The organism is Streptomyces sp. CNT360 (assembly GCF_000424785.1).
Window position 1 is genome coordinate 107777 of record NZ_KE384244.1, and the last position, 13535, is coordinate 121311.

At 72.9% G+C, this 13535-nt stretch carries 12 protein-coding genes and 1 pseudogene; 3 read left to right on the forward strand and 10 right to left on the reverse strand.

The features are described 5' to 3' along the window. Positions 1-116: 116 nt before the first annotated feature. Complete coding sequence (locus tag H297_RS0128160) at positions 117-1559, reverse strand: NAD(P)/FAD-dependent oxidoreductase (protein WP_027739774.1); 1443 nt, start codon at positions 1557-1559, stop codon at positions 117-119. Positions 1560-2079: 520 nt separating this feature from the next. Here H297_RS0128160 and H297_RS38850 point away from each other — a divergent pair. Together H297_RS38850 and H297_RS0128170 are read left to right on the forward strand one after the other, a co-directional pair. Beyond that, positions 2080-2350, forward strand: a pseudogene (locus H297_RS38850) (type II toxin-antitoxin system Phd/YefM family antitoxin). Continuing rightward, positions 2347-2616, forward strand: a complete 270-nt coding sequence (locus H297_RS0128170) for a type II toxin-antitoxin system RelE family toxin (protein ID WP_027739775.1) — start codon at positions 2347-2349, stop codon at positions 2614-2616. Before H297_RS38850 ends, H297_RS0128170 begins: the two are co-directional and overlap by 4 nt. A gap of 12 nt (positions 2617-2628) precedes the next feature. Here H297_RS0128170 and H297_RS0128175 read toward each other — a convergent pair whose 3' ends face one another. From H297_RS0128175 to H297_RS0128215, 9 genes are all read right to left on the reverse strand, one after another. After that, positions 2629-3594: a Ppx/GppA phosphatase family protein gene (locus H297_RS0128175; protein ID WP_027739776.1), complete on the reverse strand. Its 966-nt coding sequence runs from the start codon at positions 3592-3594 to the stop codon at positions 2629-2631. Further along, positions 3591-4148, reverse strand: a complete 558-nt coding sequence (locus H297_RS0128180) for a DUF501 domain-containing protein (RefSeq protein ID WP_027739777.1) — start codon at positions 4146-4148, stop codon at positions 3591-3593. Before H297_RS0128180 ends, H297_RS0128175 begins: the two co-directional genes overlap by 4 nt. Positions 4149-4310: 162 nt before the next feature. Further along, positions 4311-4787, reverse strand: coding sequence for a septum formation initiator family protein (locus tag H297_RS0128185; protein WP_027739778.1), 477 nt, complete (start codon positions 4785-4787; stop codon positions 4311-4313). A 132-nt stretch (positions 4788-4919) separates the two neighbouring features. Beyond that, the gene (eno, locus tag H297_RS0128190) at positions 4920-6200 is read right to left on the reverse strand and encodes a phosphopyruvate hydratase (RefSeq protein ID WP_027739779.1); all 1281 of its coding nucleotides are present in this window, start codon (positions 6198-6200) and stop codon (positions 4920-4922) included. 131 nt (positions 6201-6331) lie between these two features. Continuing rightward, positions 6332-7468: a transglycosylase family protein gene (locus H297_RS0128195; protein ID WP_027739780.1), complete on the reverse strand. Its 1137-nt coding sequence runs from the start codon at positions 7466-7468 to the stop codon at positions 6332-6334. 128 nt (positions 7469-7596) lie between these two features. Then, positions 7597-8874, reverse strand: coding sequence for a cytochrome P450 (locus tag H297_RS0128200; RefSeq protein WP_027739781.1), 1278 nt, complete (start codon positions 8872-8874; stop codon positions 7597-7599). 290 nt (positions 8875-9164) lie between these two features. Continuing rightward, positions 9165-9980, reverse strand: coding sequence for a lysoplasmalogenase family protein (locus H297_RS40860; protein ID WP_051352246.1), 816 nt, complete (start codon positions 9978-9980; stop codon positions 9165-9167). Positions 9981-10068: 88 nt separating this feature from the next. After that, the gene (locus tag H297_RS0128210) at positions 10069-11106 is read right to left on the reverse strand and encodes a nucleoside triphosphate pyrophosphohydrolase (RefSeq protein WP_027739782.1); all 1038 of its coding nucleotides are present in this window, start codon (positions 11104-11106) and stop codon (positions 10069-10071) included. A 142-nt stretch (positions 11107-11248) separates the two neighbouring features. Continuing rightward, on the reverse strand, positions 11249-11908 hold the full coding sequence (locus tag H297_RS0128215) for a SurA N-terminal domain-containing protein (protein WP_027739783.1): 660 nt from the start codon (positions 11906-11908) through the stop codon (positions 11249-11251). A 348-nt stretch (positions 11909-12256) separates the two neighbouring features. On the opposite strand from H297_RS0128215, the gene H297_RS0128220 reads away from it, so the two are divergent. After that, a complete protein-coding gene (locus H297_RS0128220) occupies positions 12257-13522 on the forward strand; it encodes an FUSC family protein (RefSeq protein WP_027739784.1) in 1266 nt (421 codons plus the stop codon). Positions 13523-13535: the final 13 nt, after the last annotated feature.

A 13535-nucleotide genomic window follows, 5' to 3' on the forward strand; every position in this document is an offset into this window, starting at 1 on the left:
AGAGCGACGCGAGGGGTGTTCGTGCACGACGAAGGGGCGTGAGCCCCACGGATGGCTCACGCCCCTGTTCGGGTCGCGGTGCGGCGACGGCCGGTGGCCGCCGCCGCGGGTGGCGGTCAGGAGGAGGCGGTCGCCTTCTCCCCCTTGCCGTCGACCGGGCTGTCGGCCCGGCTGTCGGCGGTCGCCTTGGTGGTGTCGGCCGGTGTGTCCGACTTGGCGAGGGCCGCGGCGGTGACCGGGGCCGCCGCCTCGTAGAACTCGCCGCGCGGGTGCTCCATGGCGCCCAGCGAGACGACCTCGCGCTTGAGGAACATCCCCAGCGTCCAGTCGGCGAAGACCCGGATCTTGCGATTCCAGGTGGGGACGGCCAGGCCGTGGTAGGCACGGTGGAAGTACCAGGCCAGCCGGCCGCGCAGCTTGATCTTCGTCTTGCCGAAGACGATCATCGCGACGCCCTTGTGCAGGCCGAGACCGGCCACGGCGCCCTTGTTGGCGTGCTTGTACTTGCCCTGCGGGAAGCCGCGCATGCCGGAGATGACGTTGTCGCCCAGCACCTTGGCCTGGCGCAGCGCGTGCTGCGCGTTGGGCGGGCAGAACGCGTTCTCCTTGTCGGAGGCCAGGTCGGGCACCTGCGCGTTGTCACCGGCGGCCCAGGCGTAGTCCATGCCCTTGACCTGCATGCTCGCGTCGACGTCGACGTGGCCCTTGGGGCCGAGCGGCAGGCCGAAGCGGGAGAGCACCGGGTTGGGCTTGACGCCGGCGGTCCACACGATGGTGCTGGAGTCCACCTCCAGGCCGTTCTTGAGCACCACGTGGCCGTCCACGCAGGACTCCATGGAGGTGTTGAGGTAGACCTCCACGCCGCGCTTCTTGAGGTGTTCCAGGCCCCACTCGCCCAGCTTCGGGCCCACCTCGGGCAGGATGCCGGGGGCCGCGTCGACGAGGACGAACCGCATGTCCTCGCGGCTGACGGTGGGGTAGTACTTGGCGGCGTCGCGCGCCAGGTCCTCGACCTCGCCGATGGTCTCGGCACCGGCGAAGCCACCGCCGATGAAGACGAAGGTGAGGGCCTTGCGGCGGGCCTCCTCGTCGTGCGTGGAGTCGGCCTTGTCGAACTGCTCCAGGACGTGGTTGCGCAGGCCGATGGCCTCCTCGACGCCCTTCATGCCGATGCCGTTCTCGGCGAGGCCGGGCACCGGGAAGGTGCGCGAGACGGCGCCCATGGCGATGACGAGGTAGTCGAAGGGCAGCTCGTACGCGTCACCGACCAGAGGGGTGACCGAGGCGACCTTGCGGTCCTGGTCGACGGCGGTGACGCGGCCGGTGAGGACCTCTGCCTTCGGGAGCACGCGTCGCAGGGGGACCACGACGTGGCGGGGTGAGATGCTGCCGGCCGCAGCTTCTGGGAGGAAGGGCTGGTACGTCATGTACGAGCGCGGGTCGACGACGGTGACGGTCGCCTCGCCGTAGCGCATCTTCTTGAGGATGCGCCGCGCTGTGTACAGACCGACGTACCCGCCACCCACTACGAGGATTCGGGGACGCTCCGTGGTGCTCATGAAATCGAGTATCCACCCACCCCCGAGGGTCACTTCGTGAGGGCCTTCACAAGCACCACCGGACCCTCTGCTACACTGCGCCGCCCCGTGACCGACCCCACAGGGGCGCCGCGGAACCACTGGACCCGCTGATCCGTTGACGCACCTTTTGAGCTGCACTGATCCTCGGCGGCGGCGGTGGACCACTCGCCGAGCGGGCCCTCACAGCGAAACCCGGCTACCGGACGGGCGGCCCGGCGCACCGCACACCCACCCCCGGAACCTCTCGCTCCGTTTGAAAAAAGGGGCCTCACCGGGCAGTTTTCCATGTGAATCAATTCACGAAAGTTCTCGGGCGAGTACCGCACCGCCCCCTGCGGTACGGCCTCTACACCTATCAGCGGAGTAAGCACCCGCTCAAGTGAGAGCCCCCCACCCGCCCCTTCACACCCGCCACACCCCGGCGATGCGATCCAGGACGGCTTACGCACACGACTCCTGCGCCTGGCAGCGTGTACACGCAAACGCGTGCACTGAGCCCATGACCGAGAACACCGCGACCGTCAGAGACGCACGCACACCTCGCGGAACACATCAACCAGGCCGAGGAAGGCACCCCGACCGTCCTCACACGCAACGGTGCCCCGGTTGCCGCAGTCGTGCCGATCGCCGACTTCGAAGCATTGGAAGAGGCGGCCGACGTGATGCCGGCCCGTGAAGCGGAAGCGGTTCTGGCCGGTGGTGAGCCCACCGTCTCGATGGCAGAGCTGCTGGCGGACCTGTTCAGCGAGCGGAGTGAAGGCGCCGCGTGAAGTGCGCGTTCCGGTTCACCACAGCAGCGCAGCGGCAGATCCGGGCCATCGACCGACCCGAAGCCATGCGCATCCTGACCGCACTGACCGCCCTCGGGGACGATCCGTACCGCGATGACGCCGACATCAAGAAGCTCATCGGCCCCCCGGGGCTCCACCGGCTCCGGGTCGGCAACTACAGGGTCGCCTACCAGATCAACGACGGTGAACTCGTCGTTCTCGTCGTCAAGGTGGGCGACCGGCGGGGCATCTACCGCAACCTGTAGCGCCCTTGCCTCCTACCGCGCGTCGAGTGCCGTGTGGAACGCGATCCCGTCCAGGATGTCGTGCTCGCTCACCACGACCTCCTCGGCGCCCACCCGTTCCATGAGGGTGAGCAGCACCAGGGCACCCGCGTTGATGACGTCCACGCGGCCCGGGTGCATGACAGGGATGGCGGCGCGTTCGTCGTGCCCGGCGGCCAGCAGCCGCGAGGTGAGCTCGCGGACGCGGTCGAGGGAGATCCGGGTGTGGTGGATACGGGAGGAGTCGTAGGCGTCCAGCCCCAGCGCCATACCGCCCAGCGTGGTGACCGTACCGGCCAGCCCGACCAGGGTGCGGGCCCGCTCCAGCGGCACCGTCGCGGCCACCTCGTCCAGTGCGGCCGTCACGTCCGCACGGATGGCCGCCACCTGCGCGTCGTCCGGGGTCTCGCTCAACGAGCCGTCCCGCCCGGTGAGGTGGCGCTCCGTCAGCCTCACGCAGCCCACGTCCACGCTGCGGGCCGCCTCCACCGAGGCGTCGCCCAGCACGAACTCCGTGGAGCCACCGCCGATGTCGACCACCAGGTAGGGCGGGGCGAAGGTACCGGGGGCCAGCTCCTTGGTGGCGCCGGTGAAGGAGAACTCCGCCTCCTGGTCGCCGGTGATCACCTCCGGTTCGACGCCCAGGATGTCCACCACGCCGCGCACGAAGTCCGCGCGGTTGTCCGCGTCCCGGGAGGCCGAGGTCGCCACGAAGCGGGTCCGCTCCGGGGGCACCCCGAATCCGGCGACGACCTGTGCGTAGCGGCGGCACGCGGCGAACGTCCGCTCCAGCGCCTCGGGGGCCAGCCGCCCGGTGCGGTCCACCCCCTGCCCCAGCCGGACGATCTCCATCCGCCGGTCCAGGTCGCTCGAAGCGCCGGTGTCCGGGTCCAGGTCCGCCACCAGCAGGCGGATCGAGTTGGTGCCGCAGTCGATCGCGGCCACCCGCTGCTCGGTCATGCTTTCCCGCCCTCCTCGCGGTCCTTCTCGCCGTCCGTCCCCGGCACCGCCACGCACGGGCCCTTGCGCCACCACTCGGGCAGCATCGCCAACGCCTCGTCCCCCAGCGGGTTGACGCCGGGGCCCGCGACGAGGGAGTGCGCCACCAGCACGTGCAGGCACTTGACCCGGTCGGGCATGCCGCCCGCGCTGGGGAAGCCCACCAGCTCCTCGATGGCGTCCCGGCGGGCCAGGTAGTCCTCGTGGGCGGCACGGTAGGCGTCGGCCAGCTCCGCGTCCTCCCCCAGCCGGGCCGTCATCTCCTTCATCACGCCGTCGGCCTCCAGCGTGCCGATGGCGGAGGCCGCACGCGGGCAGGTGAGGTAGTAGGTGGTGGGGAACGGCGTGCCGTCCTCCAGCCGGGGCGCGGTCTCCACCACGTCCGGCAGGCCGCAGGGGCAGCGGTGGGCGATGGCGCGCAGCCCGCGCGGGGGGCGGCCGAGTTGCGCGCGGAACGCGGCCACGTCGGCGTCGGTGGGCGGCGTCGCCGCGGTCCGGGGCGGTGGGGTGTCCATGGGTGAGGTGCTCGTCGCTTCGTGTCGGAGTATCGGGGTCGGACCGGTGCCCGCGCGGCGTCCTTACGGTGGCGGCGCGGGGCCGCACGGCGTGCGTACGGCGCGTGCCGGCAGGGGCCGCAGGTTCCGGCGGGGCTTGCAGGGCTCGACGGGAATGCGGTTTCAGCGGGAGTGGTCGGCGGTGTCCAGGCCCTCCAGCAGGTTCTGGTACCAGGGCCGGTCGGCCGGGCCGCTCTCGCGGGGGCGCCGCACGTCCGCGGTGCCGTCCCGCAGGGTGTAGCCGGTCTCGCCGGGGCGTACGAAGTGCAGCCGCTCACGGGCCTGCTGCTCCTCGTAGGCCGGGTCGTGCCAGCGCGCCCGTTCCTTGCGCAGCTCCTCGACCGCCTCCCGCGCGTGTTCGGCCTTCGCCCGCTGTGCGGCGATCTCGGAGCGCTGGCTGATGTACTGCCGGGTGGGGTAGGCGAGCGCGACGACGAGGGAGCACAGGACGAGGGCGAGCAACGCCGCCCTGCCGGTGAGGCGCCCCTTGCGCGGAGTACGCACTCTCCTGCCCTGTGCGCGGTAGACCCGCTCGGCGGCCTGGGCGCTGAGGGCGCGCAGGCGCGTCGCGGTGGAGAAACGGTCCCGGTCCGCTCCCATGCCTCTCCCTGGTACGTGGCCGCTGCTGCCCCCGCCGGGTGCGCCCGTGAGGCCGCCGGTCTGTGCGGATCCCCGCGGTGCCCTCGCAGGCCCTGCTGACGGTCGTCGAAGGCACCGCGGGGACGGCGCGTGTCAGCGCTTGTAGCGCGGGAACGCCGAGCGGCCGGCGTAGACGGCCGCGTCGTCCAGGATCTCCTCGATGCGCAGGAGCTGGTTGTACTTGGCGACGCGCTCCGAGCGGGCGGGGGCGCCCGACTTGATCTGGCCGCAGTTGACGGCGACGGCCAGGTCGGCGATGGTCACGTCCTCCGTCTCGCCGGAGCGGTGCGACATCATGCACTTGAAGCCGTTGCGCTGGGCCAGCTCGACGGCGTCCAGGGTCTCGGTCAGCGAACCGATCTGGTTGACCTTCACCAGCAGCGCGTTGGCGCAGCCCTCGTCGATACCGCGGGCCAGGCGCTCGGGGTTGGTGACGAACAGGTCGTCGCCCACGAGCTGCACCTTCTCGCCGAGCTTGTCGGTGATGGTCTTCCAGCCGGCCCAGTCGTCCTCGAACAGCGGGTCCTCGATCGAGACCAACGGGTAGTCCGCGACGAGCTGCTCGTAGTACTCGGTCATCTCGGCGGCCGAGCGCTTCTGGCCCTCGAACGCGTAGACGCCGTCCTCGTAGAACTCGGAGGCGGCCACGTCAAGGGCCAGCGCGATGTCCTGTCCCGCGTTGTAACCGGCCTTCTGGACGGCCTCGATGATCAGGTCCAGGGCCTCGCGGTTGGAGCCGAGGTTGGGCGCGAAGCCGCCCTCGTCGCCGAGGCCGGTGGCCAGGTTGCGCTCCTTCAGGACGCTCTTGAGCGCGTGGTAGACCTCGGCGCCCCAGCGCAGCGCCTCGGAGAACGACTCGGCGCCGATCGGCGCGATCATGAACTCCTGGATGTCCACGTTCGAGTCGGCGTGCGAGCCGCCGTTGAGGATGTTCATCATCGGCACCGGCAGCTGGTGCGCGTTGGGGCCGCCCAGGTAGCGGAAGAGCGGCAGGTCGGACGCCTCGGAGGCGGCGTGCGCGACGGCCAGCGAGACGCCGAGGATGGCGTTGGCTCCCAGGGAGGACTTGTCGGCGGTCGCGTCCAGGTCGAACATCGCCTGGTCGATCAGGCGCTGCTCGGTGGCGTCGTAGCCGACCAGCTCCGGGCCGATCTGCTCGATGACGGCGAGAACGGCCTTCTCGACGCCCTTCCCGCTGTAGCGCGCGGCGTCGCCGTCGCGCAGTTCGAGCGCCTCGAAGGCGCCGGTCGAGGCGCCGGACGGCACAGCAGCACGGCCGGTGCTGCCGTCGTCGAGGCCGACCTCGACCTCGACGGTGGGGTTGCCTCGCGAGTCGAGGATCTCGCGGGCTACGACGACGTCGATGGACGGCACGAGGTTTCTCCTTCGTGTGGGACGGACGGCTTTCTCGGCACCGAGCCTAACCGTCCCTCCCGTCCACCCTGTGTGCGCTCCCGCGCAACGTGGCCGATTACGTTGTCCGGCTCATCCGGGGCGCAGCCGGCTCACACGCGCAGGTGCTGCCCGGGGCGGATCAGATCGGGGTCGTCGCCCACCACGTCGCGGTTGCGCTCGTACAGTCCGCTCCAGCCGCCGGGGACGTCCCGCTCCGCGGCGAGCTTCGAGAGGGAGTCGCCCGGCCGCACGGTGATCCGGTGCCGCCCGCGGCCCCCGTCCGTACGGTCACGGTCCGCGTCCCGCGAGGCACGGTCCTTCTCGCCCCCGTCGCCGCCCCGGCTCCCGCGCCCTTCCTCGGCCTGCTGCCCGCGGTGCCTGCCCTGCCCCGGGGTGTCCGCGCGGCCGTCGCCCGCGGACGGGCTCTTCAGCCGCTCGGGGCTGGAGGGCCCCTGGTCCGACCAGCCGGAGGCGTCGTCGCCGGACGGCGTGGAGGGGGCGGACGAGGAGTGGTCGCCGGACGGCGCGGTGGCCTCCGGGGAGGACGGGCCGGTGTCGTCACGGCCGTCGGGGTCGGAGCGGTCCGAACGGTCGGAGCCGGTGGGCCTGTCCGAGGGGGAGGCGGAGTCGGACGCGCCCGGCTGCGTCGTCTCCCCGTCGGAGGGGCGCGGCGAGGGGGACGACGAACGGTCCCCCGAGCCGCCCTTCTTGTCCGCTCCGTCACCCTGCTCGCCCTCGTGGGAGGGCTTCTGGTCCTGCTCGTCCGCGTCCGACCGGGCGTGGTCGCCGCCGGTGCCGCTGTCGGAGCTGTCGGAGCTGTCGGAGCTGTCGGCTGGCCCGTTGCCCGGCTCGGCGCCCGGGTCCACGTCCGGGGTGCCGTCCGTCTCCAGGCCGGAACCGCAGTGCGCGAAGGCCGGGGCGCCCTCCGCTTCGAGGATCTTCTCGGCGACGGCGATCTGCTGGCTGCGGCTGGCCAGGTCGGGCCGGTCCGCGTAGATGGTGCCGCCGTAGTACTTCCAGGTGTCCAGGTCCAGCTGGAGCCCGCCGTAGTGCCCGTTCGTGCCCTTCGCGCTCCACACGCCGCCGCTCGCACAGTCGGCCGCCCGGTCCCACGCCGTGGCGTCGGCCGCGTGCGCGCTGGTGGCGCCGAGCAGCGGGAGGGCGATCCCGGCGCCGGTCACGCCTGCGGCGACGACGACAGCGGGGGCCTGGCGGGGGCGGCGGTGCCGACCGTTCCCGGAGCGCATGGAAGACCTCTCGTAAGGGACAATCAGGACGACGGCGGAAGACCCGGAAAGGGCAACCGAAGTCGGCGATCGAACGTAACCGCGAACGCCGGGCGTCACAAGGCAATGTCGCGGACATCACGCCTCGGTCACACAAGTGATGCCGTGTCACCCGCCCCGCCCGCCGGGGGCGCAGCGGCGAACCGGACGGGCAGCGTACGCAGCCCCCGCATGATCAGCCCGCCGCGCCAACGGAGTTCGTCCGGGTCGCCGGACAGCCGCAGATCGGGCAGCCGGTGCAGCAGCGTGGCCAGCGCGGTGCGGCCCTCCAGCCGCGCCAGCGGCGCCCCGAGGCAGTAGTGGATGCCGTGCCCGTACCCCAGGTGCTGGTTGTCGCGCCGCGCCAGGTCCAGGGTGTCGGGCGCCGTGAACTTCGCCGGGTCCCGGTCCGCGGCGGCCAGCACGACGAGCACCGGATCGCCCTCGGCCACCCGCTGCCCGCCGAGGGTCAGCTCACGGGTGGCGAACCGCCAGGTCGCCAGCTCCACGGGGCCGTCGTAGCGCAGCAACTCCTCGACGGCGCCGCCCAGCAGGGCCTCGTCGCCCTCCCGCACCGCGTGCTGGAAGACGGCCCGCTGGTCCGGGTCGCGCAGCAGCGCGTACATCCCGTTCCCGATCAGGTTGACGGTCGTCTCGAAGCCGGCGAACAGCAGGATGAACGCCATCGCCGCGGCCTCGTTCTCGGTGAGGTGCTCGCCGTGGTCGGAGGCGCGGATGAGGCCGGAGATCAGGTCCTCGCCGCCCTCGCCGCGCTCCAGTTCGGCCCGCTTGCGATGGATCAGCTCGGCCAGGTAGCCGCGCATCTTCTTGACCGCGCGGCCCACCCCGCCGCGCGGGCTGCCGGGTTGGTGGATCATCATTCCGGCCCAGGCACGGAAATCCTCCTGGTCCTGGCGCGGTACGCCGAGCAGCTCGCAGATGGCGTAGATCGGCAGCGGGAACGCGTACTCGTGGATCAGATCCGCCGTGCCCCGCGCCGCGAAGCCGTCGACGAGGCCGTCCGCGAGCTCCTGCACGCGGGGTGCGAAGGCGGCGACCCGGCGCGGGGTGAACGCCTTGGAGACCAGCCGGCGCAGCCGCGTGTGGTCGGGCGGGTCGATGTTGAGCAGGTGCGTCATCAGATTGGCGCTGCGCTCACCCGGGATGCCGACCTTGCCCTTGCCGTGCGCGCCCTGTTCCCCGTGGTGGTGCGGGCTCTTGCTCAGCCGCGGGTCGGCCAGCGCCTGCCGGGCGTCCGCGTACCGGGTGACCAGCCACGCCTCCACCCCGCTGGGCACCCGTGTCCGCCGTACGGGGGCGTGCTCGCGCAGCCACGCGTACGCGGGGTAGGGGTCCGCGGCGAACCGCCAGTCGAACAGCGGCGGCATGGGCGGCGGGGCGGCGGCCTCCGCCCCCGCGGGGCAGGCGGGGCGGTGAGCCTCGGTACGGGAGGGGCCCGGAGCCTCGGGACGGGAGGGATCCGGGGCCGGGGAGTGGGCGGTGTGGTTCTGGTCGGGCACGCACTCGACCGTAGACGCCCACCACCCGACGGTGCGGCCCGGCTGCCGTCCGCCCGGCCCTGGCGCACCGGAGAGCCCTGCCGCTCACGCCGCTCCGGGCGTCCTCGTCGCCCCGGTCGGCCCTTCTCCCCGGCGTCCAGCCCGGTGCCGGTCCCGCGTCAGCCCGCCCCGCCGTGCCGTTCCGCCCCGCCCTGCCGTTCCAGCCAGCCCTGGGTGATCAGGTACTGGCCCAGCAGGTAGCCCGCCATGATCAGCGTCTCCTGGGAGGGGACGGTCACGCCCGCCTGCTGAAGCCCGATCAGCGCGTCGGAGGCGACGAAGGCCACCGCACCGGCCGCCACCTTGCCGCCCACTCCCAGCGCCGCCGCCCCCATCGCGGCGAGTGCCAGGCTGTAGCCGGCCACCGGAAGGCGCAGCCTGCGTTCCAGGGCGGGGGTGAGCGCCGCGTTCACGCCCGCCCACACGGCGAGCGCGGCCGCCGCCTTCCGGGGCCGGGCCCGCAGTCCGCGTACGGCACCGAGCCGCAGCGTCATGCCGACCGTGTAGCTGACCTGGGTGCCCAGGAAAGCGGCCATCCCGGCGAGCAGCGCGCGCCGGTCGCGGTCCCACAGCAGCGCGGTGTCACCCACGGCGGCGCAGGCGAGCCCCGCCAGCAGCGTCCGGGAGGGGCGCCCGTCCGCTCCCCCGGCACCGGCGTCCGTAACCCCCGCACCCGCGGCGGCACGGGCCTCGCCGGCAACCGCGGCCTCCCTGCCCGGAGCCCCGTCCGCGGCCCCCCTTCCCGGGGCTCCGTCCCGCGTGACCGGGCCCCGCAGCGCGTGTGCGGCCAGCGCGGGCATCAGGAACGGCTTGCCCGCCCGCGCCGCGCCTCGCGGCGCCGTCACCGTGCCGTACAGATCGACGGCGGCCAGCGCGGCGTACACCGCCCGCGGGAGGCCGGAGCGGCGCCCCGGGTTGCTCGCCCTGGTTTCCATCCGGGAAGTGTTACCAGTGGGTAGTCGGTCGTCAACCCCACGGCACCGGGGCGCCCACGGGGCGGGGCGCGGGCCGCGCGGGGCCCGCTCAGCCGTGCAGGGGTGCGGCCTGCTCCGCGTCGCGGACGGCGTCGCGGTACGTGCGGGCCGCGGCGCGCAGGGCGGCCTCCGGATCGACGCCCTCCCGTTCGGCCTCGGCGGCGAGGGCGAGGAGCGCACGGCCCACACGCCGGGTCGCTTCCTGGGACGCATCCACAGCTTCCCGAGCCGCAGTGTCCACCGCCTCGCCCACCGGGACGTCCAGCCCGGCGACGCGGGCCCGGCCGGCGAGCTTCGCGGCGAGCGCGAGGGCGGGCTGTCCCAGGGGCACGCCCTCGGTCACCGAGACCCGCTCGTGCTTCTCCAGCGCCTTCCGACGCTGCCAGTGGTCCTCGACCTCCTCGGCGGTCTCGGCCACGTCGTCGCCGAAGACGTGCGGGTGCCGGTGGACGAGCTTGTCGACCAGCGTGCCGGCCACGTCGTCGATGCCGAACGGCTCCTCGGGATCGTCCTGGGCGATGCGGGCGTGGAAGACGACCTGGAGCAGTACGTCGCCGAGCTCCTCGCGCAGCTCGGCGCGGTCGCCGCGTTCGATGGCGTCGATGAGCTCGTAGACCTCCTCGACGCCGTACTTGAGCAGGTCCTCGTGGGTGCGCAGCGCGCTCCACGGGCACGCGCGCCGGATCCGGTCCATGACCTGCACGGCGTCCAGCAGGCGGGCTCCGGGCAGATCGTAGGAGCCGGGCAGCAGTTCGAGGTCGGGCATGGCCGCACGCCCGGAGCCGGCCAGCCTGGCGAGCCCGTCCGTGAGGGAGGCCTCGCCCTCGGCGGTCGCCAGCACCACCAGGGAGCGGCCCCCGTCCCGGGCGCACTCCGCCACCAGCTCCCGCGCGTCGGGCAGGGCCCCCGTCTCCACCGTCACCCCGGCGTCCCGCACGTACGGCAGTTGCGGGTGCGACGGGTCGGCGCACAGCACGCGGTCGGCGGTGCGCAGGGCCTCCCAGGCGGGCCAGGACAGCAGTCCGGGCGCCACCCGGTGGGTGGTGGTGAGCAGGACGACGCGGCCGGTCTCGGGGATCTCGTTCACCCTACGAACGTAACCCGGCCGCCCCGCACCGAGGCACGGAAGCCCGGGAACAGGGGACGGACGTCACGCGCCCCGGAGCTGGGTGGCTGTGGCCCGCCGGGGCGCGGCCGAGGGTGTCACGCGCCCCGGGGCGGCGTGGGTGTCACGCGCCCTGGGTGCGGTCGGCCTCGCCCGACAGGTCCCGCAGCCACGGAGCCTTCTCCCCGCCCAGGGAGGAGGTGCGCGTGTTCCACTCCCCGTACCGCGGATTCACGTCGATCTTCATGTCGTCGGCGACGCGCGACAGCTCGGCGTTGACCCGCTGCGGGCCCTGCGGCGACATCAGGTCGATGCCCTTGGCGGCGGCGAACTTCTCGATCCTCAGCTGCATGCGGATGAACCGGTCGATGTCGCCGGGCGCCAGGTGACGCTGCCTCAGCCACACCGCCTCCAGCTGCTTCTTGCCGCCCGCCTGCTTCTCCAGCTGGTCCCGCACCTTGAGTGCCTCACGGCGGCTGACACCGACGTGCGCGTCCCGGGCGGCCTGCGCGACGACACGTTCGCGGATCATCCCGTCGAGCGTGGCCCGCGTGAGCTTGCCGCTCTGCTTGATCATCTGGTCGCCCTGGGGCTCCGCACGCTGCGCGTTGCGCACGGCACCGACCCGCGACTGGAGCTGCGCCATGCTGATCCGGTCACCCTTGACCAGGGCCGCCGAGCCCGGATGCGTGTCGTTGCCGCACGCGGTGAGCAGCGGGGTCGCGGCCAACAGTGCCGCGACGGCGGAGAGGGTGAGCGCGGACCTGCGGTGACGGCTTTCCATGGGGCCTCCCGGCGGCGGCGAGGGGTCGGGCTGGGCGCACGACCTCGGCGATGATCGATGGTAGGGAGTCGAACGGGTTCATGACCACCGGTTCGACATCAAATCGACCAACGATTCGGGGGCAGTTGGGTCGCTGCCCGGTTCACCGGTTCGAGCGGCGCCCCTGCCCACCCGCACCCGATCGCACCCGCCCGGTCCCTCTCGGCCCACGCGCGGAGGCGCCCGGCCGGGGACCGCAGAGGGCGACGGACGCGTCGCCCGCACCCCCTTTCCCGGTGCGGGGCCGCGGTGTCACCCCGACGGCGCCCTCCCTGTGGCAAGTGCGGGCAAAGCGGGCAGGGACGAGGGGTGCGCGAAGTCACCGACCCCCTGCTGAAACTGGTCAGGCGGCCGCACCAGGAACCGGTGGTCGCCCAGACGGCCCGGTCCACGGTCGCCGCCGTGATCAGTTACGTCGTCGCCCTCCAGTTGAGCAGCGAGTCGGCACCGCTGACCGCACCGCTGACCGCGCTGCTGGTCACCCAGGTCACCCTCTTCACGACGCTGCGGACCGGTGTGCGCCGCGTCAACGCCGTGGTGGCGGGCGTGCTGCTGTCCAGCGGGTTCAGCGCGCTGGTCGGGCTGACCTGGTGGAGCCTGGGCCTGGTGATCCTCGCCGCGCTGGGCGTCGGCCGGATCGTCAAGGCGGGCGAGTTCGTCCCCGAGACCGCGATCAGCGCCATGCTGGTGCTCGGCGTGACGCAGAGCCAGGTCGCCGCGATGGCCTGGGACCGGGTGCTGGAGACCCTCATCGGCGCCATCGTCGGACTGGCCTTCAACGTGCTGTTCGTCCCGCCCGTGTGGGTGCAGCCCGCCGGGGACGCGGTGCTCGACCTCGCCGGGCGGATGCGCAAGCTGCTGGCCGGGCTCGGCGACGACGTACGCGGGCACACACCCGTCCACCAGGCCGCCGACCGGCTGCACCAGGCGCGGCGCCTCGACCACGACATCGTGCAGGTCGACGTCGAGCTGCGGCGCGCCGAGGACAGCCTCCGGCTCAACCCGCGCGTGCGGGAGGGCCTGCTCTCCCGCGTGGTGATGCGCACCGGGCTCGACACGCTGGAGATCTGCGCCGTCGTACTGCGCACCACCTGCCGGACCGTCACCGACCTGGCCAAGGAGCGCACCACCGAGCCGCTGTTCCGCGACGACATCGCCGAGGGCATGCACGGGCTGTTCGTCGAGATGGCCCGCGCGGTCGAGGCCTTCGCGGAGCTGATCACCACGCCCGCCACCTCCAACGCGGAGGAGGCGGAGGCGCAGCTCCTCCAGTCGCTGGAGGCCAGCCGCGCCCGCCGCGACACGGTCGCCTTCCAGCTTCTGGACACCGTGCGCGCCCACCCGCGCCAGTGGCAGTTGCACGGCGCGCTGCTCGCCGAGGCCGACCGCCTCCTCGACGAGCTCGACGTGGAGAAGCGCTCCGAACGTCTGTGGGAAGAGCTGGACCGCCAGTCCCGCGAGAAGCGCGAACGAAACCGGCTGCTCCGCGCCCTGCGCACCCTCCGCAGCCGCGAACGCTCCCATAACCGCGAACGCGAGGAGGAGCAGGAACTGGAGTGGGACGAGGAGCGCTGAGGGCACGCGGAGG

Coding starts and splice junctions, on each gene's coding strand:
- H297_RS0128185 (WP_027739778.1), bottom strand. CDS start 4,787: ATGGGAGCGGACCGGGACCGTTTCTCCACCGCGACGCGCCTGCGCGCC.
- H297_RS40860 (WP_051352246.1), bottom strand. CDS start 9,980: ATGGAAACCAGGGCGAGCAACCCGGGGCGCCGCTCCGGCCTCCCGCGG.
- H297_RS0128175 (WP_027739776.1), bottom strand. CDS start 3,594: ATGACCGAGCAGCGGGTGGCCGCGATCGACTGCGGCACCAACTCGATC.
- H297_RS0128200 (WP_027739781.1), bottom strand. CDS start 8,874: ATGCCGCCGCTGTTCGACTGGCGGTTCGCCGCGGACCCCTACCCCGCG.
- H297_RS0128180 (WP_027739777.1), bottom strand. CDS start 4,148: ATGGACACCCCACCGCCCCGGACCGCGGCGACGCCGCCCACCGACGCC.
- H297_RS0128215 (WP_027739783.1), bottom strand. CDS start 11,908: ATGGAAAGCCGTCACCGCAGGTCCGCGCTCACCCTCTCCGCCGTCGCG.
- H297_RS0128195 (WP_027739780.1), bottom strand. CDS start 7,468: ATGCGCTCCGGGAACGGTCGGCACCGCCGCCCCCGCCAGGCCCCCGCT.
- H297_RS0128160 (WP_027739774.1), bottom strand. CDS start 1,559: ATGAGCACCACGGAGCGTCCCCGAATCCTCGTAGTGGGTGGCGGGTAC.